Annotated in this window: 19 protein-coding genes and 1 pseudogene; 7 read left to right on the forward strand and 13 right to left on the reverse strand. The window is 64.3% G+C overall.

The genetic code is table 11. From position 1 onward, the window contains the following. Positions 1-2 precede the first annotated feature (2 nt). Positions 3-650: a PQQ-binding-like beta-propeller repeat protein gene (locus X771_RS140660; RefSeq protein WP_023805574.1), complete on the forward strand. Its 648-nt coding sequence runs from the start codon at positions 3-5 to the stop codon at positions 648-650. A gap of 49 nt (positions 651-699) precedes the next feature. Here X771_RS140660 and X771_RS140655 read toward each other — a convergent pair whose 3' ends face one another. Both X771_RS140655 and X771_RS1000000169440 read right to left on the reverse strand, forming a co-directional pair. Beyond that, on the reverse strand, positions 700-1,005 hold the full coding sequence (locus X771_RS140655; RefSeq protein WP_023689804.1) for a hypothetical protein: 306 nt from the start codon (positions 1,003-1,005) through the stop codon (positions 700-702). Positions 1,006-1,090: 85 nt separating this feature from the next. After that, positions 1,091-1,183 (reverse strand): annotated as a pseudogene (locus X771_RS1000000169440) (oxidoreductase); the annotation flags it as partial. Positions 1,184-1,289: 106 nt separating this feature from the next. On the opposite strand from X771_RS1000000169440, the gene X771_RS140650 reads away from it, so the two are divergent. Continuing rightward, on the forward strand, positions 1,290-1,634 hold the full coding sequence (locus X771_RS140650; RefSeq protein ID WP_023673886.1) for a PQ-loop domain-containing transporter: 345 nt from the start codon (positions 1,290-1,292) through the stop codon (positions 1,632-1,634). A gap of 37 nt (positions 1,635-1,671) precedes the next feature. Here X771_RS140650 and X771_RS140645 read toward each other — a convergent pair whose 3' ends face one another. After that, positions 1,672-2,403: a DUF2270 domain-containing protein gene (locus X771_RS140645; RefSeq protein WP_023673885.1), complete on the reverse strand. Its 732-nt coding sequence runs from the start codon at positions 2,401-2,403 to the stop codon at positions 1,672-1,674. A 238-nt stretch (positions 2,404-2,641) separates the two neighbouring features. On the opposite strand from X771_RS140645, the gene X771_RS140640 reads away from it, so the two are divergent. Beyond that, complete coding sequence (locus X771_RS140640) at positions 2,642-4,936, forward strand: cation:proton antiporter (protein WP_023689805.1); 2,295 nt, start codon at positions 2,642-2,644, stop codon at positions 4,934-4,936. 30 nt (positions 4,937-4,966) lie between these two features. Here X771_RS140640 and X771_RS140635 read toward each other — a convergent pair whose 3' ends face one another. Beyond that, the gene (locus X771_RS140635; RefSeq protein WP_023689806.1) at positions 4,967-6,175 is read right to left on the reverse strand and encodes an MFS transporter; all 1,209 of its coding nucleotides are present in this window, start codon (positions 6,173-6,175) and stop codon (positions 4,967-4,969) included. Between the two features lie 247 nt (positions 6,176-6,422). On the opposite strand from X771_RS140635, the gene X771_RS140630 reads away from it, so the two are divergent. After that, positions 6,423-6,851 carry a VOC family protein gene (locus X771_RS140630; protein ID WP_156936038.1) on the forward strand — a complete coding sequence of 143 codons (429 nt, stop codon included), beginning with the start codon at positions 6,423-6,425 and terminating at the stop codon, positions 6,849-6,851. 95 nt (positions 6,852-6,946) lie between these two features. Here the strand turns inward: X771_RS140630 and X771_RS140625 are convergent, their stop codons facing one another. Continuing rightward, positions 6,947-7,534 carry a dihydrofolate reductase family protein gene (locus tag X771_RS140625; protein WP_023685903.1) on the reverse strand — a complete coding sequence of 196 codons (588 nt, stop codon included), beginning with the start codon at positions 7,532-7,534 and terminating at the stop codon, positions 6,947-6,949. 136 nt (positions 7,535-7,670) lie between these two features. Between X771_RS140625 and X771_RS140620 the strand changes: the two genes are divergently transcribed. Both X771_RS140620 and X771_RS140615 read left to right on the forward strand, forming a co-directional pair. Then, a complete protein-coding gene (locus X771_RS140620; RefSeq protein WP_023685902.1) occupies positions 7,671-8,087 on the forward strand; it encodes a helix-turn-helix domain-containing protein in 417 nt (138 codons plus the stop codon). Between the two features lie 450 nt (positions 8,088-8,537). Continuing rightward, a complete protein-coding gene (locus tag X771_RS140615) occupies positions 8,538-9,641 on the forward strand; it encodes an NAD(P)/FAD-dependent oxidoreductase (protein ID WP_023685900.1) in 1,104 nt (367 codons plus the stop codon). 58 nt (positions 9,642-9,699) lie between these two features. Here the strand turns inward: X771_RS140615 and gcvA are convergent, their stop codons facing one another. Beyond that, a complete protein-coding gene (gcvA, locus tag X771_RS140610; protein ID WP_023685899.1) occupies positions 9,700-10,599 on the reverse strand; it encodes a transcriptional regulator GcvA in 900 nt (299 codons plus the stop codon). 117 nt (positions 10,600-10,716) lie between these two features. On the opposite strand from gcvA, the gene X771_RS140605 reads away from it, so the two are divergent. Further along, positions 10,717-11,421: an SDR family oxidoreductase gene (locus tag X771_RS140605; RefSeq protein WP_023715144.1), complete on the forward strand. Its 705-nt coding sequence runs from the start codon at positions 10,717-10,719 to the stop codon at positions 11,419-11,421. A gap of 31 nt (positions 11,422-11,452) precedes the next feature. Here the strand turns inward: X771_RS140605 and X771_RS140600 are convergent, their stop codons facing one another. The 7 genes from X771_RS140600 to X771_RS140570 all read right to left on the reverse strand — a co-directional run bounded on the left by X771_RS140600 (position 11,453) and on the right by X771_RS140570 (position 18,940). Then, positions 11,453-12,355: a carbohydrate ABC transporter permease gene (locus X771_RS140600; protein ID WP_023673469.1), complete on the reverse strand. Its 903-nt coding sequence runs from the start codon at positions 12,353-12,355 to the stop codon at positions 11,453-11,455. Between the two features lies 1 nt (position 12,356). Then, on the reverse strand, positions 12,357-13,295 hold the full coding sequence (locus X771_RS140595) for a sugar ABC transporter permease (protein WP_023673470.1): 939 nt from the start codon (positions 13,293-13,295) through the stop codon (positions 12,357-12,359). A 102-nt stretch (positions 13,296-13,397) separates the two neighbouring features. Continuing rightward, positions 13,398-14,723: an ABC transporter substrate-binding protein gene (locus X771_RS140590; RefSeq protein WP_023689808.1), complete on the reverse strand. Its 1,326-nt coding sequence runs from the start codon at positions 14,721-14,723 to the stop codon at positions 13,398-13,400. Between the two features lie 39 nt (positions 14,724-14,762). After that, positions 14,763-15,848, reverse strand: a complete 1,086-nt coding sequence (gene ugpC, locus X771_RS140585; protein ID WP_023689809.1) for a sn-glycerol-3-phosphate ABC transporter ATP-binding protein UgpC — start codon at positions 15,846-15,848, stop codon at positions 14,763-14,765. 193 nt (positions 15,849-16,041) lie between these two features. Continuing rightward, complete coding sequence (locus X771_RS140580; RefSeq protein WP_031203092.1) at positions 16,042-16,632, reverse strand: DUF922 domain-containing protein; 591 nt, start codon at positions 16,630-16,632, stop codon at positions 16,042-16,044. Positions 16,633-16,685: 53 nt separating this feature from the next. Next, complete coding sequence (locus X771_RS140575; RefSeq protein ID WP_031203093.1) at positions 16,686-17,960, reverse strand: D-tagatose-bisphosphate aldolase, class II, non-catalytic subunit; 1,275 nt, start codon at positions 17,958-17,960, stop codon at positions 16,686-16,688. Then, on the reverse strand, positions 17,960-18,940 hold the full coding sequence (locus tag X771_RS140570; protein ID WP_023689812.1) for a sugar kinase: 981 nt from the start codon (positions 18,938-18,940) through the stop codon (positions 17,960-17,962). Before X771_RS140570 ends, X771_RS140575 begins: the two co-directional genes overlap by 1 nt. Positions 18,941-18,994 lie beyond the last annotated feature (54 nt).

The following is an 18,994-nucleotide window of genomic DNA, read 5'->3' on the forward strand; positions in this document are numbered from 1 at the left end:
ACATGAAACATTCAGCAGCGGAAATCCTGCGCGAATACGGGCCCTTTCCTGATGTCGACACCGTGCACGGCGTGAGCTTCGACGGACAGAATGTCTGGTTTGCGACGGGCGAGCGGCTGACCGCCTTCGATCCGGCAAGCGGTGAGACGCTGCGCTCGATCGATGTCGCCGCCCATGCCGGCACCGCCTATGACGGCCGGCATCTGTTTCAGCTCGCCGGTGACCGCATCCAGAAGATCGACCCGGATACCGGCAAGGTGCTCTCCACCATCCCGGCGCCCGGCGGCGGCCGCGATTCCGGCATGACCTGGGCCGAGGGCACGCTCTGGGTGGGGCAGAACCGGGAGCGCAAGATCCACCAGATCGATCCCGAGACCGGGAAAATCCTGCGGACCATCGACTCGAACCGCTTCGTCACCGGAGTGACCTGGGTCGATGGCGAGCTCTGGCACGGCACCTGGGAAGGCGACCAGAGCGATGTCCGGCGCGTCGATCCGCAAAGCGGAAAGGTGCTGGAACGGCTCGACATGCCGGCAGGGGTGGGCGTTTCCGGGCTCGAATCCGACGGCGGCGACCGCTTCTTCTGCGGCAGCGGCCCCGGCGGCGTGGTGCGATCGGTGCGCCGGCCCAGATCGGCCGGCAGCGTATAAGGCCGCGGCCGGCGGCGTTCGCTTTATGGTGCGAAACGTCCCGCCGAGATCATATCCCGGAGCCGTCGAGCAGCGGGACGTCTTCGCCTTGCCACGGACTTGGCATTGAAGCCCGGCTCAGATTGGCCGTCGGCAGCGGCATCCAGCATTTCAACTCCGGTTCGGGGTATTCGATCACCCGTCCTGGCGACGAATCGGAAGAGCGCCAGCCCTCCGTGCCGAACTGGTCGGCGCGCGACCAGTAAGCGAGGTCGACCTCGGCCGGCCCCTGTTCCGATGGCCTGACCGTGACCAGGATGCGGCTGCCGTCCTTGGGCGCGCTCGCCATGTGCCGCCAGCGATCGGGTTCGTCCATTCTCATGTCCTCCTGCACGTTGCAGGGATAGTCGCCGCGCGCTTGGCAGCGGTCAACCCGAACTTTGCCCAAGCACGAGATCTGTTTAGCACTCCCGCGCCGTCGGCCGAAACAAGATCTGGTTCATGTCGACCTCGTCGGGCTGGCTCACGGCGAACGCCCCCATGGCGAAAGAATCCGGATGCCGGGCCGCAACAGGAAAATCGAAACCGGCATGTGAACGGGCTCACATGCCGCCACTGCAAGGAACGCTATGGGACGTCCGGCCATGACAGGGGTTTCGGATGACACTTGCTGATCTGTCTTTTTATCTTTTCACTATTTTCAATGGCTTGCGGGTGGTGTCCTACCTGCCGCAGATCGTGCGGGTGGCCCGGGACAGGCACGGGGCGTCGGCGATTTCCTACGCGACCTGGCTGTTGTGGACAGGCGCCAACGCCACGACGGGACTCTACGCCCACATCAATCTGAACGATCCCGCTCTGGCGGCGATCAACTGGCTGAACGCCGTATGCTGCGTGCTGGTCATCGCGCTCACCGCCTACAAGCGCCATCGCGCACGGCTTCCGGTTGAGGAAGCCGCAAGCCGGTCGGAAGCGACCGCTCTGATGGTCGACAATGTCTGCTGAAGATCACCGCGGCAGATTGCGCTTTTCGAGGCCGCTCTCAGACATGCACGGTGCCATGCGAAAGCTCGCCCTCGTCGCTTGAGATGAGGAAAGCGGCTGCGAGTAGGCCGACATAGAACAGCCCGACCATGCACACGACATAGATGCCTGGAACCGGGCCGAGCTGCGCCACGCGCGCGGCGTCGAGAAATGACGCGCCCAAGCCTATCGGCGACCCTTCGCGCTGCAGACTGGGCGTCGTGATCTTCAGCACCCACGCCAGCATCAGGATCGTGTACATGAAAATGTAGTTGCGGCGCAGCCGGCGCACCAACGCCGCGCGTTGCGAGATCAGGAAGCGCGGCGAACGCAGGCCTTCGCCGACGATGGCCAGCCAGTTGGAGGCGTAGTCGGGCTGCGGCGAGAAAATCTGCGCGAAATAATAGCGCTCGAACTGGCGCACCCTGGCCCGGTAGACGTCGAAGAAACGATAGCGCCGCGCCTCGATCCATAGCAGCAGCGTGGTCAGCAGCATGGCAAAGAGCAGCACCCCATGATGGGCGCTGGGCGTCGAGAGTGAGACTGAGAGCATGGCGGCGACGACAGTAATCGCCCAGTTGCTGGTACGGTCCAGCCGGTCGCGCCAGCCGGCCATGCGGGCGATTTCGGCGCGGTGGAAATGCGACATGGTGGCCACGAATTCCGATGAGGTGAGCTTCAGCGCGAACGCATCAGAGGCCCGCGGCGCTGCAGCCGCTTCGTCGGTTTTCACGGTCTTGACCTGGGACATCCCTTGCCACGCGCCTCCCAACGCCATGGCCGGCCGAAACGACGCCGGTCATCCCCATCCGCGCAACGCGCAATCGGTTGAAAATGTTCCGTCGCCGGCCCGGGTCTCGGCGGTTTATCCGCAGTCAGATAGGCCCGTTATGCGATTCAGGTAAGGAGGAACCTGCGGCGCGCCAAGGGAGCGTGGCGTGCAACCGATCTCGCCCGCAAACGTTATACCGGGCACGATGAGGGGGTGCATGTCCTTCGTGGTCAACCGGCGCCGGTCGGTCGCGCTTGCCGCGGCAGCCTTCGCATTCATGCCGGCCGCATCGTTGGCAGCCGAAAAGACCGGCATGTCCAGCGAGGGCATTTTCGTTCTCGAAATCCTCCTTCTGCTTCTCGTCGGCCGCGGCATCGGCGAATTGCTGGAGCGTCTCGGCCAGCCGGCGGTGATGGGTCAGCTCATCGGCGGCATCCTGCTCGGGCCATCGCTGCTCGGCTGGCTATTGCCGGAAGCAGAACGCGTGATCTTTTCAGGCGACGCCACCCAAAAGAGCATGATCAGCGCCATCGCACAGCTCGGCGTGTTGATGCTTCTGTTGCTCACCGGGATGGAGACGGATCTGCGGCTGGTGCGCAGGGTCGGCCGTGCGTGCTTTTCCATCTCCGCCGCGGGCGTCGCCGTGCCTTTCGCGCTCGGCTTCACCGCCGCACAGCTCATGCCGGCCTCGCTGCTGGCCGACGGAACCGAGCGCATTGTCGCCGGTCTCTTCCTCGGCACGGCGCTGTCGATCTCCTCGGTCAAGATCGTCGCCATGGTGGTGCGCGAGATGAACTTCATGCGCCGCGATCTCGGTCAGACCATCGTCTCGTCGGCCATCATCGAGGACACGATCGGCTGGGTGATCATCGCCATCACCATCGGCATCGCCACCAAGGGGCGCTTCGAGCTCGGCAGCCTTGCCTTCACCATTGTCGGCGTTGCCGCCTTCATGGGGTTTTCCTTCACGATTGGCCGCCGCATCGTCTTCGACGCCATCCGCTGGACCAACGATACGTTCCGCAGCGAATACGCCGTCGTCACCGTCATTCTCGCCATCATGGGCGCAATGGCGCTGATCACCGATCTGATCGGCGTCCACACCGTGCTTGGCGCCTTCGTCGCCGGCATACTGGTTGGGGAATCGCCGATCCTGTCGCGTCATATCGAAGGGCAATTGCGCGGCGTCATCATGGCGCTGTTCATGCCGGTTTTCTTCGGCGTCGCCGGCCTTTCGGCGGATCTCACCGTGCTTGTCGACCACGAGCTTGCGCTACTCACGGCCGCTTTGGTGCTGATCGCCAGCTTCGGCAAATTCGCCGGCGCCTTCATCGGCGCCGAGCTTGCCGGCATGAGCCGCAAGGAAGGCATCGCCGTCGGTTGCGGCATGAACGCGCGCGGCTCGACCGAAGTCATCGTCGCCTCGATTGGCCTGTCGATCGGCGTTCTGTCGCACGATCTTTTCACCATGATCGTGACCATGGCCGTCATCACCACGCTCGCCATGCCGCCGACCTTGCGTTGGGCACTCGGCCGCTTGCCGATGGGCGAGAACGAGAAGAAGCGTCTGGAGCGCGAGGAGATCGACCAACGCGGCTTCATCGCCAACCTGGAACGACTGCTGGTGGTGACCGATGAGGGCGTTGTCGGCCGCTTTGCTGCTTACCTCGCCGGAGTCGTGGGCGCCGGCAGGCCGACGACGGTGCTGCATGCCCGAGGCGAGGGGGAGGAGGCCGAGCCCGGCACGGATGCGAAGCTCGAGCCGATCGAAAAGGGTGCCGAGGACAGCCGCGAGGCCGCCAGGAGTTCGGACGAGGAGCTGGCCCGCGCGGCGCCTGTCACGCGGCGCCACGAGGCCGAGCTTTCGGCCGAAACGGTTGCCAAGGAGGCGCGCAAAGGCTATGGGCTGCTGCTGATCGGGCTCGGCCGCGCGGTCACCTCGAAAGGTGGGTTTACCCGCCGCATCAACGAGATCGCCGGCGCCTTCGAGGGTCCGCTATGCCTGGTGCTGAAGGCGACCGGCGCCGGCCGCCAAATGCCAAGGCTAGGACCTGAAGGCGGGAAGATTCTGGTTCCGGTCAACGGCACCGCGATCGCCCGCCGGGGTGCCGAAATGGCACTGGCGATTGCAGCGGTCACGGGTGCGCGGGTCAAGATACTTTATGTCGCGCGCGTCGGCCGCGACGAACCGCGCGACACTGTCTCGCATCGCCACAGGGAGGCGGTGCTGAAGGATACCGTCGCGCTAGCCGACCGCTATGGCGTCGAGATCGAGACGGCCATCCGCAGCCGGGCCGCCGCCGCCGATGCCATTGCCCGCCAGGCCGGCAGGGCGGCGGCGCTGATCGTCATGGGCGTGGCGCGGCGCCCTGGCGAGGAACTCTTCTTTGGCGAGACGACCACCGGCGTGCTGCAGCGCTGCCAATGCCCGGTGGTGCTGATCTCGGACGCCAGGCTCAGCCGCGACGACGAGGGCAGGGAAGAGCTGCGCTCGGGAACGGGGACAGGGTGATGAGTATTTCCCCTCGAGGGGAAATTTCGCTCATGCCGCCTGCAGCCTCTCTCGGCCGGGCTGCGGCGGGAAGCCGATGGCGATGCCGGCAGCACCGAGTCCGATCAGCGCCGAGCCGATGAACAGCCAGGAATAGCTGGCATAGGCGTCGAAGATCATGCCGCCGGCGAGCGGGCCGAACGACATGCCGAGGCTGGACAACAGGGTCGCGGCGCCAAGTATCGTGCCGATGATGCGCGGCCCGAAATAGTCGCGCGCCAGAACCGCATAGAGCGGCATGACGCCGCCATAGGTGGCGCCGAAAATGATCGCCAGGAGATAGAACTGCTCGAGATTGCCGACGGCGAGATAGGCGGCGATCACCACCGCCTGGATGGCGAGGCCCACGATCAGCACCGGCTTGGCGCCCAACCTGTCGCCGAGCACGCCGTAGAGCACGCGCCCGCCAAGGCCGGCAAGGCCCTCGACGCTGTAGATCGACACGGCTGCCATCGGCGCCACGCCGCACGACATGGCATAGCTCACCATGTGGAAGATCGGCCCCGAATGCGCCGCGCAGCAGGCGAAGAAGGTCATGCCCAGCACCAGGAATTGCGGCGAGCGCAGCGCCTGGCCGACTGACATGCCGGGGGCCGCGGCAGGCGCGGGCGCGCTGCCATCCGCTGCCGCGACCGCCGCCGACGGCTGGCGCACCAGGAAGACGGCCGGCAGCAACAGCACCCAGGCCATGATCCCGATGTCGAACATGGCGGTACGCCAGTCATAGGCCGTGATCAGCCAGCGCGCGAAGGGCGAAATGGTCATCGGCGCCACGCCCATGCCGGCCGAGACCAGCGACACGGCCAGGCTGCGATGGGTCTCGAACCAGGCGGTGGTCAGCGCGATCATCGGCGCGAAGAAGGCGCTGGCCGCCAGCCCGACGATGACGCCATAGCTCAGCTGGAAGACCAGCAGCGATTGGGCTCGGCTCGCCACCACCAGCGACAGGCCGAGCAGCACCGCGCCGGCAAAAACCACCGGGCGGGCGCCGACACGGTCGTAGATGGCGCCCCAGGCGAAACCGCCTGCACCCATCACCAAGAAATTCAGCGTCATGGCGCTGGAAATGCCGGTTCGCGACCAGTTGGTGTCGAGCGCCATCGGCTCGAGAAAGATCGCCAGCGAAAACATCGCGCCGAGCGCCACACAGGTCATCAGCGCGCCGCACGCGACGATCACCCAACGGTAGGAACTGTTCATGCTCTTCTCCCGAGATCGGTTTCGATGCGGCGCCACTCGCTCCAGCTCCGTTGCGCCGCTTGCGTCCGAAGGACGTTGGCGGGATTTCGAATCCGACAATCCGGTTGCATTTTTTATCCGGTCTGCGTGGAAGTCCATCCGGATATGACAAAAGCAGGGGTGTAAGGCTGCCAAGCGCGCCGACAAGATAGACTGCCGAATTGACGAGCCGCTCCGCGGCACTAGCTTTGTGGTCTCGCGACGGGAGATATCGCTCATGGAACTGCATCGCGGCCGCCTCATCGACCACGTCCAGCTGGTGGTCAGGGACCTCAAGGCGAGCCGGCGCTTCTATGAAGCCGTCTTCAAGGTGCTCGGCATTCCGATCGGCGGCGAGGCCGAGGACTATTTCTGGGCCGACGAGCTGTTCATCTCAAGCCTCGACAGCCGGGCGGCGAAGGGACAGCTGACCGGGCGCCATCATCTGGCCCTCCAGGCCAGGGACAAGGCCATGGTCGATGCCTTCTACAAGGCCGGCCTCGATGCCGGCGGCGCCGACAATGGCGCGCCGGGTGAGCGGCCCTACCACCCCGGCTACTACGCCGCCTTCCTGCTCGACCCCGACGGCAACAACATCGAGGCGGTGTTTCACGGGCCGGCAAAGCGAAGTGCCGCTTCGGTCGAGATCAATTTCTAGCGCAGGTTCACGAGGAGCGGGTTGCGGTGATCCGTCCGGAGTTCTCGTAAAAACAAAGAGTTGAAGCGGTCCACGGATTCAATCGCTGAACTGCTTCACATTGCCGGCGCGTAGCGGTTCACCACCATTCCGCAGGCATAGGCTTTAGAGCCGAGCAGGCGCAATTTCCGGAAGCCGCCACGGTCGAAAATCCGCTCGCCGTCGCCCAGCGCGGCCGGATTGATGAACAGCTGGAACTCATCGACCAACCCCGCTGCAATCAGCGCCGAGGCAAAGCCGGCGCCGCCGAATACCGCCATGTCGCCTTCACCTTCAGCTTTCAGGGCCTTGACCTCGCGCGGCAGGTCGCCGCTGGCAAGCGTCGTGCGCTCCCACCGCGATGCCGCGAGCTTGTCGCTCAGCACCACCTTGCGCGCCTCGACGATGCGCTGCGCAAAGGCGTAGAAGGGATCGCGCTGATAGTTTTTTGCCGCATTGCCCCAATGGGTTAGATAGCCTTCTTCGGCCATCTTGCGGCTGAGCAGAATGGTATCGATGCCGGCGAACACCGCGTTGAAATCCTGCTTCAAGTCGTCGTCCCACGGGCAGTTGGCGCCCCATTCCCAGAGCTGCCAGTGCTCATCGCCGGCCGCGCCGACAAAACCGTCGACCGACATCTGCATCTGCAGGATCAGTTTTCTCATCGTCGTTCTCCTGATTGAGCTCTGGTGTCACCAGCGCCAGGTCAGGCGGCGTTGGTTATTGCTTTACTTTCGGAACCATTGACACGAGAGAAAAATGATGTCAATAGTAAAGTGATTTAGAAATGGAAGCATTGAAATGTCGACCAGGGAAAGATCCGGCTGCCCCATCAGCCTGTCGCTCGAACTGCTGGGTGACCGCTGGACGCTGCTGATCATCCGCGACATGATTTTCGCGGGAAAAAGGCACTTCAGGGAGTTCCTGCTATCAGGCGAAGGCATCTCGTCGCGCACGCTGGCCGAGCGGCTGCAGAACTTGCAGGATGAGGGCATCGTCACCAGAAGCGACGACCCCACGCACAAGCTCAAGGCGATCTACAGGCTGACCGAGGCCGGCATCGACCTGTTGCCGGTGCTGGCGACGCTCGGCGCCTGGGGCAGCAAATACCGCAACGCCGACGACAAGCTGGCCAGGATCGCCGACGAACTGGCGGCCGGCGGCGAGGCAGCGCTCGAGCAGATAAAGAAGAAGCTGCGCGCCGAGCATGTCGGCTAGGGAGGAACGCCTCCCTTCGCGCTGGTGGCGGGCTAGATCGACACGACATCGCGCAGCCTCACCCTTCCCATCCCGCAAATCGCTGTGGCCGGAGCCATGTCTGCTTCGGATTGCCATCGCCCGAACCACGGCCTCCTCCAGCCAGCGCGCGGTGGCGGGGGCGGCATGCATGCCGATTGGGCCTATGCCGCCATGCACGTAGAGCTCTTCGACCGCGGTGCGGCCGGCGACAGGCAGCCCGTCCGACAGCATGGGGCGATTGCCGGGATAGACATTCGTCACCGGGGTGAGCCGAGACCGGACAGGATGCGTAGCGTGCGCGCCGCGATGCGAAGGCGTCTCGGCGCTAGCGCGCCGTCCACCTTCTCCAACAAGGGGAGAAGGTGAGGCGCGCCTTGTCCCGCCTGCGCTTCTACGCGTAGCCTAAGGAGCTAGCGGGAGGAGAATCGCTTGGACACCACTGTCGTTATTGTCGGCGCCGGGCCCGCCGGCCTTGCGGTCGGTGCCTGCCTGAAGCGGGCAGGAGTGGATTTCATCCTGCTCGAAAAATCGCAGGAGATCGCGCCCGCCTGGCGGCGGCACTATCGGCGGCTGCATCTGCATACGGTCAAGTCGTTCTCGTCGCTGCCGTTCCTGCCCTTTCCCAAAAATTATCCGCGCTACGTGCCGCGCGAACTGGTGGTCCGCTATCTCGACGACTACGCGGAAAAATTCGATCTGCGCCCGCGCTTCGGCGTGACGGTGAAAGCCATTCGCCTCGGGGACGGCGGTTTTCTGGTCGAGACAGGATCGGACAACCTCAAGGCGCGCCATGTCGTTATCGCCAGCGGTAACAATGCCGAGCCGATCGTCCCCCGGCTCCCTGCCATCGAGGCTTTCAAGGGCGAGGTGCTGCACAGCGCCGACTATACGCAAGCGGCGCCCTTTGCCGGCCGCTCGGTGCTGATCGTCGGCATGGGCAACACCGGCGCCGAGATCGCGCTCGACTTGGCGGAAAGTGGCGCGCGTCCGACCATTTCGGTGCGCAAGGGCGTCCACATCGTGCCGCGCCAGCTGTTTGGCGTGCCGATCCAGATGGTCGGCATCGCCAGCCGGCCAATGCCGCAGGCGCTGAACGACTGGATGTTTCCGATCATCCTCGATTTCGCGCTGGGCAAGCTCGAGAAATACGGCATCGTCAGGCCGAAACAGGGCATCCTGCAACAGATCGACGAAGTCGGCCGCATCCCGGTCATCGACGTCGGCACGGTCGACGCCATCACCAAAGGCGCCATCAAGATCGCGCCCGACATAGCGGGCTTCACCGAGCGCGGCGCTGCGTTCACCGACGGCAGGCAGGAAAATTTCGACGCCGTCATCCTCGCCACCGGCTATCGCCCGGGCTACGAAAAGTTTCTGCCCGTGGAATTGCAGCCGGAGCGCAGTGGCGTCAACGCCCGCGCCTCGCAACTCGGCCTCTACCTCGTCGGCTTCTACAATCCGGTCACCGGTCTGCTCAGGGAAATTGGACGCGAGGCGAAGGCAGTGGCGGCCGACATTGCTCGGCGAGGCTGAAAGGGGCGGCGTCGGCCAAGCTGCGGATCTCCCGCCTTGCGGGGAGATCGGCTATCCATCACAGCCCCGCCGCGTCGCCCTCATCGAGCAGCCATTGCCGCACGGCTTGCGTCGGTTCTGGGTGCCGTTGCTTGCGCGGCATCACGACATAGAAATCGTGCGTCCCACGCATCTCTGCGTTGATCGGCTGCACCAGCCGGCCGGCGGCAATGTCGGCAGCGACGAGAAACCGGCTGGCCAGCGCGATGCCCTGGCCGGCAATGGCGGCGTCGATCGCGAGGCCTGTCTGGTTGAAGCGCATGCGTTTGGCCTCGGTGGCCATCTTCAGCCCGAGCGCTCTCTCCATGAATTCCGGCCACAGATTGTGCGCGTCGTGCAACAGGACATGATGCTGGATATCGGCCGTCGCGATCTCGTTCGCCTCGGTTGGCAGCAGGGCAGGGCTGCAGATGGCGACGATCTGCTGTGGGAACAACAGGTCGACCATCAGGCCGGCGCCGAAGGGCGGGCGGCCTTGCCTGACCGCAATGTCGACGCCGTCGGCCTGAAAACTCGACAGGCTTTGGCTGGCCAGGATGCGCAAATCGACGAGCGGGTTGTGGGCGACGAACTCCGGCAGTTTGGGGATCAGCCATTTGGTGGCAAAGCTCGGCGTGACGCTGATCGTCAGCCGCGCCGGCTCGGGCCGCAACAGCAGCGTTGCCTCGGAGATCAGCTCGAAGGCGCGGCGAATGTTCGGCGCATAGGCACGTCCCTCATCGGTCAGCGCCAGGCCGCGCGGCAGCCGGTCGAACAGCTTTGCGCCGAGATCCGCCTCCAGCCCGCGTATATGCTGCGCCACCGCCCCTTGCGTCACGTTCAGCTCCTGCGCGGCGATGCGGAAGTTGAGATGACGCGCGGCGGCTTCGAAGGCACGCAGCGCATTCAACGGCGGCAGGCTCAGGAAGGCTTCGGGCATGCAGGAGTTTTTCTACAGCTTGATTTCAGGCTTTCTGGTTCGAACCAGATGGCAAGACCGGCTATATCATCCTTTGAAGTCGCGAGACACACGCCGCAAAACCCCAAGGAGAGAAAAATGAGTGTAGAAAAAGTGGCAGTCGTCGTCGCGGGTGGCAGCGGTATGGGCGCGGCGGCGGCCAAGCGGCTGGCGGCGGACGGGTTCAAGGTCGCGATCCTGTCGTCCTCCGGTAAGGGCGAGGCTCTGGCCAAGGAGATTGGCGGCCTCGGCGTCACCGGCTCCAACCAGTCGAATGACGATCTGCAGCGGCTCGCCGACCTGACGCTCGAGCGCTTCGGCCGCATCGACGTGCTGGTCAACAGCGGCGGCCACGGGCCACGCGCGCCGATCCTCGAAATCACCGACGAGCAGTGGCACACCGGTCTCGACGTCTATCTGATGAACGTCATCCGGCCGGTGCGCATCGTGGCGCCGCAGATGGTCAAGCAGAAGGCCGGCGCCATCATCAACATCTCGACCGCCTGGGTGGTCGAGCCGAGCCCGATGTTCCCGACATCCGCCGTGTTCCGCGCCGGTCTTGCCGCCTACACCAAGATCTTCGCCAACACCTACGCCGCCGACAATGTGCGCATGAACAATGTGCTGCCCGGCTGGATCGACAGCCTGCCGGCCACCGAGGAGCGCCGCGACAGCGTGCCGATGCAGCGCTACGGCACCTCGGAGGAAATTGCCGCGACCATCGCCTTCCTCGCTTCCGAAGGTGCGGGCTACATTACCGGCCAGAACATCCGCGTCGACGGCGGCATCATCGGCGCGATCTGACCGCGCCGGTCGCCTCGCGTGAGCCGGCGCGTCACTCCTTCACCGCGCCGGTCATCGACGAGACATAGTGCTCGACGAAGAACGAATAGAGCACCACCACCGGCAGCGAGCCGATCAGCGCTCCCGCCATCAGCGCCCCCCATTCGTAGACGTCGGAGCGCACCAACTCGGTCAGCACACCCACCGGCACGGTCTTGTTTTCCGAGGACTGAATGAATGTCAGCGCATAGATGAACTCGTTCCATGACAGGGTGAAGGCGAATATGCCGGCGGAGATCAGGCCGGGCACCGACAGCGGCAGCACGATCTTGGTGAGGATCTGCCACCGGCTCGCTCCGTCTATCAGCGCGCATTCTTCCAGTTCGAACGGGATGGAGCGGAAGTAACCCATCAACAGCCACGTGCAGAACGGCACCAGGAAGGTCGGATAGGTAAGGATGAGCGCGAAGGGCGTGTCGTAGAGCCCGAGGTTGAACACCATCACCGACAGCGGAATGAACAGGATCGAGGGCGGCACCAGATAGGCGAGGAAGATGCCGAGGCCGACCTGCCGCGCCCCGGAGAAGCGCAACCGCTCGATCGCATAGGCGGCGAACACCGACGCCAGCAGCGACAGGAACGTGGCGGCGGTCGAGATGATGATCGTGTTGAGCAGCCAGCCCGGATAGGAGGTCTCGAACAGGAGATAGCGGATGTGCTCCAATGTCGGATGCACCACCCAGAACGGATTGAACTGCGCATAGTCGGTCATCTCGAGATTGGGCTTAACCGCCGTGATCGTCATCCAGTAAAACGGAAACAACAGCACGAAGACGAACACCAGCAGCGGCAGATAGACCGTCACCACGCGGCGCGGCAGGCTCTGCAGGTAGCCCATGCCGCCTTCGTCGATATCCCCACGTTTCGCCTTCCTTGTCGCGGCCGTCTTGACCATGTCAGTCTCCGCCGCCTTGTTGCCATTTGCGGCGTTGCAGGCCGAAATAGCTGAACAGGATCGCCGCCAGCAGGAACGGGATCATGGCCACCGCGATGGCCGCGCCCTCGCCAAGCTGGCCGCCGGAAATGCCGCGCTGGAAAGACAATGTCGCCATCAGATGCGTGGCATTCACCGGTCCGCCCCGGGTCAGCACGTAGATCAGCTGGAAATCGGTGAAAGTGAACAGCACCGAGAAGGTCATGGTGATGGCGATGATCGGCGTCAGCAGCGGCAGAGTCACATAACGAAACAACTGCCAGCGACTGGCGCCGTCGAGCGTGGCCGCCTCGTAGAGCGACTGCGGAATGGTCTGCAGGCCGGCGAGCAGCGTGATGGCGACGAAAGGAATGCCGCGCCAGACGTTGGCGGCGATAACCGAAGCGCGCGCATTCTCCGGATCGCCGAGGAAATTGATGCGGTGGTCGATCAGGCCCATTTGCTGCAGCGCCCAGGACAGGATGGAGAACTGCGAATCGTAGATCCACCAGAAGGCGATGGCTGACAGTACAGTGGGCACCACCCAGGGCAGCAGGACTATCGCGCGGAAGAACGATTTGAACGGCAGGTTTTCATTGAGGATGAGCGCCAGCCACAGGCCGAGCACGAACTTCAGGATCGAGGCGCTGACCGTGTAGAGCAGCGTGTTGAAGACGGAGAGCCAGAAGACGTTGTCATTCCAAAGGTACTGATAATTCTCGACGCCGATGAAGATGCCGGGGCGGCCGATCCGGGCATCGGTGAAACCGAGCCAGACGCCCAGCCCGAGCGGATAGGTCAGGAAGACCAGCAGCAGCGCCGCCGCCGGCAGCATGAAGCCGAAGCCCAGCGCGTTGCGGCTTTCGGAGATCCGCGAAAGCATCGACGGACGCGGCTGGGCGGCAACGGACGGCACGGCCATGGAGGGCTCCTCATCGGGGAATCAGGTCACGGCGTCAACGGCCGCCATGGGATTGTGCGACGGGCCGGGCAGCGCACTAGACGCTGCCCGGCGGTGCCGTGATCAAACGCGGTAGTAGCGGTTGGCGCGCTTCTCCGCCTCCTCCATCGCCTCCTGCGGCGTCGCCTGGCCGGTCACCGCCTTGGCAAACATGTCGACCAGGACATAGTCGGCCATGGTCGCCGCCGAGGCATAGCCGAGCGGCCCGGCATAGCCGTTGGGGCGCAGCGTCGCCGAGGCCTTGGCATAGGCGGCATTGTTCGGGTCGGCCGTCCACACTGGATTGTTGTCGAAGGCCTTCAGCGTCTGGCAGCAATAGCCCGCCGAGGAGGTGATCCAGTCGGTCATCTGCGGATCCTCGAACATGAACTGCAGATAGGCCTTGGCCGCATTGGGGTAGGGCGTGTAGTTGAAGATGACGGCGGTGGTCACCTGGAACAGTTCGACCGATTTCCCGACGGGACCGATCGGCAGGTTGGTGGTGCGGATGTCCTTGGCGATCTCAGCCAGCTTCGGATCGTTGTCCTTGTTGATCTTGGCCGTATTGTAGGCGGAAATGCCGTTGGCGATGACGCCGAGTTCGCCGGCCAGGAAGGCGCGGTTGTTATTGACGTCGAGCCAGCTTTCGGTCCCGGGAATGAAGGTCTTGTAGAGTTCCTGCGCGTATCCGATCGCCTTTAGCGTCTCGGGGCTGTTGATCGCCACCTTGCCGCTCTCGTCGACCATCTGGCCGCCATGGCTCCACAGCAGCCAGTGCGCGTAATTGTTGCCGTCGCCGACGCCGTGGCCGTGCGTGAAGCCGGCCGGATGTCCCTTCGCCTGCAACGCCTTGCAAAGCTCGAGGAAGCCTGCCGTGTCCTTCGGAAATTCGGAGAAGCCGGCCTCCTTCACCCAGCTTTCGCGATAGACGATGGCATTGCCGATCGTGGCCAGCGGCAGGCCGACGAACTTGCCGTCCCGCGTCGCATATTGCTTTGGTCCGTCGTGCCAGCCGCCATATTTCGAGCCCAGATAGTCGCCGAGCTCGGTCACGTCGTGCAGCTTGTCGGGATATTGATGCGGGTCGTCGAACCAGACGAACATGAGGTCCGGCCCGGAACCGACATTGGCGGCGACCGCTGCCTTGGGGCGAATGTCCTCCCAGCTTTCCTTGTCGACACGAACCTCGACACCTGTCGCCTCGGTGAAGCGCTTGGTGTTGGCCAGCCATTGATCCTCATCGCCCTTGACGAAGGGCGACCAGCGCAGCAGCCGCAGCTTTGCGCCTTCCTCGGGCTTGTATTTCAAGCCCTCCTGGGCAAAAGCCGGCGAGCCGACGAACCGGCTTCCCAGAGCTCCCGCCGCGGCACCTGCGGTCGTGCGGATTACATCGCGTCTCGTGAATTTCATGGTCGTCTCCTCCGGTTTATCTTCCTTGCTATGCGGTCCTTACCATCCGTTACGCGTTTCAAATCGTGTTCCGGTCTTGCCGTCAAAGAGATGAATCAGGCCAGGCGCGGCAGAGAGCCGTATGGATTCGCCCGGTGTGAAGGCATGGCGTTCGCGGAAATTGGCGACGATCTCGTCGCCGCCGGCGGTGCGGCCGATGATCTGCACTTCCGACCCGGTCGGCTCGACCACCGCGACGGTGACTGGAATGCCTTGGTCTGACGATAGCCGCAAATGCTCGGGCCGTATTCCCAGCACCACCGGATGACCGTTGCCAACGGCCGGCGCGCCGGCCAGCGGCACGGAAATTCCCCCGGCGCCGCGAAAGGACGGAGACCCGTCGGTGACGATCTCGCCCTTGATCAGGTTCATGGCGGGCGAGCCGATGAAACTGGCGACGAAGAGATTGTTTGGCCTGTCGTAGAGCTCCAGCGGCGGTCCGATCTGTTCGACGATGCCGTCATGCATGACGACGATCTTGTCGGCCATGGTCATGGCCTCGATCTGGTCGTGGGTGACATAGACTGTGGTCGTCTTGAGCCGCTGGTGCAGTTCCTTGATCTCGGCGCGCATCTGCACCCTGAGCTTGGCGTCGAGATTGGAGAGCGGTTCGTCGAACAGGAAAACCTGTGGATCGCGCACGATCGCCCGGCCCATGGCGACGCGCTGGCGCTGGCCGCCGGAAAGCTGGCGCGGATATCGCGTCAGCAATGGCACCAGCCCGAGGATTTCGGCGGCGCGCTGGATGCTGGTAGCGCAATCGGCCTTCGAAACACCTTTGAGCATGAGCGAGAACGCCATGTTCTCGGCGACCGTCATGTGCGGGTAGAGCGCGTAGTTCTGGAACACCATGGCAACGTCGCGCTCTTTCGGCGCAACGTTGTTGACGACCCGATCCCCGATCGCGATCTCGCCCCGAGATATCTTTTCCAGGCCGGCGATCATCCTGAGAAGGGTCGATTTTCCGCAACCCGACGGGCCGACCAGCGTGACGAATTCGCCGTCGTCGATATCCACACTGACGCCATGCAGGACCTCGACGGTCCCGAACGATTTGTAAACATCGCCGATCGCGACAGACGCCATCGATCTCCTCCCGAATGCTTCTTGCGACGCCCCGAAGGAAACCGCTCCTCTCCGCCTCGCGACCGTCTCCCATTCCCCCAACAGGTCGCGTGACGATCAGACGGTAGCGCTACCAAGCCTGCCTGTAAAGCGGCCATGCGGCCGGTGCTCTTGTCGTTCGGAACACCGGCGCAATGACCGGTTCGCCGGCAAACTACCCCCCATTCACAAAAGCCAGCACCAGCTTCTGCAGGTTTCCGCCGGGGCCGAATTCGACCCGGTCGAAGTCGCGGCTCGCCTGCCGCTGAGCCAGCGAGATCTGGGCGAGTTGCCTCGTCAGCTCGGTTCTGATCTTGCTGCAGGCGGGGTCATCAGTAACGGTCAGGCCGACGCTCACCGCCTCGATCTTGCGCACCATCTCGGCGATGGCTGCGCCATGCACTCTCTCGTGGGCGGCGAGCCCGGCGATGAACACCGTCCAGTTCTTCTGGACGGAAGCCGGCAACGGTTCGGCCGGCTTCGGCAAGGTGTAGGTGATGATCAGTTTCGGGCGCGCCGATTTGAGCACGCAGGCGTCGCCTTTCGACCTGTAGTCTCTGGTCCAGGTCAGCTTGAAATTGGTGTGCGCAATGACCCGACCCTTGCCGAGCAAGGGGCCGGCTTCGCCGATCGCGGCATAGAGTTCCGGGCCGGTCTGTCCTGCGATGGCGTAGTTCTCGACCTTTTCGACCGGCTTCCAGTCGGCGCGTGCCGGCGACGCCAGCAGAGAGGCCGCGAACAGGAGAAAGAACATGACTGGTTTCATGGAAACGTCAGAGACACTGGGCTGAGGCAAAGATCAACCCGGCGCAAATGCACTCAGGTCCCACGGCAGGCCGCGTCATAATCGGCCAGCACCTGATCGACAGCTTCGAGAAGAATAGCCTCGGGATTGCCCGCCGGCCCGAGTTCGGCTGGCAGCGCCGGCAGGAATTGCCGAATCAGCGTTTCGGGAATGGCAACGCCGTCCAGCGCCTTGCGCAGGCGCTCGACGGCCGCGACAGCGGTGGGGTTGCTCCAATAATAGCGGATGCGGTCGCTGTAGCTGTAATGCCGCTGCACATAGAGCTCTGCTTCGTTGCCGTGATAGTGGCTGTGCCAATGGCCGGGTGCTGCCAGCATCGCGCTTTCCATGGTCCGGGCGAGCGACCGGTCGCCATAGTCCCTGGCCATTTCGGAGGCGATCAGGTCGAGCCCGTAAAGCGCCTCGCGCAAGGCGAAGGTCAGGCCGGGGCCGACCTTGAGGATAGGAAAGCCGTTTGCGACCAGCGCGGTCAAAGCCGCACGGGTCTGGTAGTCGGTCGAATGCGCCTCGTAGACGAGCGACGGCTGCTCATCGAGCAAGCCGGTCAGGCCCTTGGATTTTTCGGGCGCGTAGGCGACGACATTCTGGCTGCCGAATTCCACGCCCGGCTGCACCACCACGGCCATGACGCGGCCGAACGCCTCGGTCAGGCCTTCGCGGGCAAAGATCTCCCGGTGAACCTCGATCGTGCGCCGCGCCGCCGCCGCCTCGGTCGGCTTCAACTCGCTGATCGCATGGTCGACTCCGCCGGGGGCGGGGACTTCGGTGCCGATGATGTAGACCGGCAAGGTGCTGCCTGCGGCGTGCGCGGCCGTTTCGGCCGCCTTTGCCAGCCGCGCCGCCCGGGTGGCGATGGTCTCGTCGTCCAGGGCCGCCGGCTCGCCGGCGCAGCCCATCGATGCGTCGAGATGGATCTTGGTGAAGCCGGCCGCGATATAGGCGCCGACCATGGCCTCGGCCTTGTCCATCGCCTGCGCCGCCGGCTCGGCGCGCCACGGGTTCGGTCCCAGATGATCGCCGCCGAAGATGATGCGCGAGGCTTCCAGCCCCTCGCGGCAGGCGATCTCCAGCACGAAGGCGACGAACAGCGCCGGGGTCATTCCGGTATAGCCGCCGAACTGGTTGACCTGATTGCAGGTTGCCTCGATCAGCAGGTTTTTCTCCCTGTCGGCAACGGCGCGCCGTATCGCTGTCTGGATCACCAGCGGATGAGCCGAACAGATGGACGTGATGCCGTAGGGTGCTCCGTTCCGGCGGGCCGCCGCGAGACCGGCAAGGGGATTGGCCATCATCTCGCTGTTCCCTTGATGAATTGATCGAGTCCGTCGAAGCTGGTGACGCCCTCCATCGGGCCGCGCCGGGTGACGTTGCGGGCGCCGGCGGCATTGGCATAAAGCAGCGCCTTGCCGGGCTCCATCCCCTGGCGGCGGCAGGTCAGGTAGGTGGCGCCGAAACAATCGCCGGCGCCCGTGGGGTCGACTTCCTCGACCTGAAAACCGGCGCAGTCGATCCTGGCGCCGTCGGCGCCGAACCAGGAAGAGCCGTCAGCACCGCGCTTCAGCACGATCTCGCCGACGCCCCTGGCAAACAGCGCCGCCACCGCCCGGTGCTCGTCATCGACGCCCGCCGTAGCGAGCAATTCGTCGCCGGACGGCAGCAGCAGGTCGGCATCGTCGATGAGTGCGGAAAACAGTGCGCCGTCGGAGCCGTCGATCAGCTCCTTGCGCACATTCGGGTCGAATGAGGTCGAGCCGCCGCGGGCACGAACCGCCTGCACTGCGTAGCTGACGATCTCCTTCAGCCCTGCCACCGACAGCGTCGATCCCATGATATGCAGATGGCCGGCCCTGTCCGCCAGCAGGCGCGCAGCAGTGGTCAGGTGGATCTGCCCGGCGGCGGATTCGGCGATGTTGTAGACGAAGTCCCTGATACCATCGGGCCGGTAGCGCACGAAGGCGCATCCCGTCGGGAAGCGGTCGCTGATATCGACGGCTGAGACGTCGACGCCGTCGCGCTCCAGCCTGTCCAGGTTGAGCGTGCCGAAATCGTCGCGGCCGACGCAGCCGATAATGCCGGCGCCGCCTCCCAGCCGGGCGACCTGATCGATGAAGATCGCCGGCGCGCCGCTGGGGAATGGCCCGACAAGCGATTGCGGCTCGAGGAAGCCGAAACCCCGTTCCGTCGCCATGATCTCGACCAGGATTTCGCCGGCGACAATCGTTGGCCCCACGGCCTCGGCGGCGATCTCGCTTCGGCGCGAAAGGCTCATGCTTGCGATTCCTCTCACACGCAAACTGATTGCTTGCCCGCGCAGTTATCCGAC

The organism is Mesorhizobium sp. LSJC269B00, from assembly GCF_000502815.1.
GTDB lineage: Bacteria > Pseudomonadota > Alphaproteobacteria > Rhizobiales > Rhizobiaceae > Mesorhizobium.

Coding starts and splice junctions, on each gene's coding strand:
- X771_RS140660 (WP_023805574.1), top strand. CDS start 3: ATGAAACATTCAGCAGCGGAAATCCTGCGCGAATACGGGCCCTTTCCT.
- X771_RS140655 (WP_023689804.1), bottom strand. CDS start 1,005: ATGGACGAACCCGATCGCTGGCGGCACATGGCGAGCGCGCCCAAGGAC.
- X771_RS140650 (WP_023673886.1), top strand. CDS start 1,290: ATGACACTTGCTGATCTGTCTTTTTATCTTTTCACTATTTTCAATGGC.
- X771_RS140645 (WP_023673885.1), bottom strand. CDS start 2,403: ATGTCCCAGGTCAAGACCGTGAAAACCGACGAAGCGGCTGCAGCGCCG.
- X771_RS140640 (WP_023689805.1), top strand. CDS start 2,642: ATGTCCTTCGTGGTCAACCGGCGCCGGTCGGTCGCGCTTGCCGCGGCA.
- X771_RS140635 (WP_023689806.1), bottom strand. CDS start 6,175: ATGAACAGTTCCTACCGTTGGGTGATCGTCGCGTGCGGCGCGCTGATG.
- X771_RS140625 (WP_023685903.1), bottom strand. CDS start 7,534: ATGAGAAAACTGATCCTGCAGATGCAGATGTCGGTCGACGGTTTTGTC.
- X771_RS140620 (WP_023685902.1), top strand. CDS start 7,671: ATGTCGACCAGGGAAAGATCCGGCTGCCCCATCAGCCTGTCGCTCGAA.
- gcvA (WP_023685899.1), bottom strand. CDS start 10,599: ATGCCCGAAGCCTTCCTGAGCCTGCCGCCGTTGAATGCGCTGCGTGCC.
- X771_RS140605 (WP_023715144.1), top strand. CDS start 10,717: ATGAGTGTAGAAAAAGTGGCAGTCGTCGTCGCGGGTGGCAGCGGTATG.
- X771_RS140600 (WP_023673469.1), bottom strand. CDS start 12,355: ATGGTCAAGACGGCCGCGACAAGGAAGGCGAAACGTGGGGATATCGAC.
- X771_RS140595 (WP_023673470.1), bottom strand. CDS start 13,295: ATGGCCGTGCCGTCCGTTGCCGCCCAGCCGCGTCCGTCGATGCTTTCG.
- X771_RS140590 (WP_023689808.1), bottom strand. CDS start 14,723: ATGAAATTCACGAGACGCGATGTAATCCGCACGACCGCAGGTGCCGCG.
- ugpC (WP_023689809.1), bottom strand. CDS start 15,848: ATGGCGTCTGTCGCGATCGGCGATGTTTACAAATCGTTCGGGACCGTC.
- X771_RS140580 (WP_031203092.1), bottom strand. CDS start 16,632: ATGAAACCAGTCATGTTCTTTCTCCTGTTCGCGGCCTCTCTGCTGGCG.
- X771_RS140575 (WP_031203093.1), bottom strand. CDS start 17,960: ATGGCCAATCCCCTTGCCGGTCTCGCGGCGGCCCGCCGGAACGGAGCA.
- X771_RS140570 (WP_023689812.1), bottom strand. CDS start 18,940: ATGAGCCTTTCGCGCCGAAGCGAGATCGCCGCCGAGGCCGTGGGGCCA.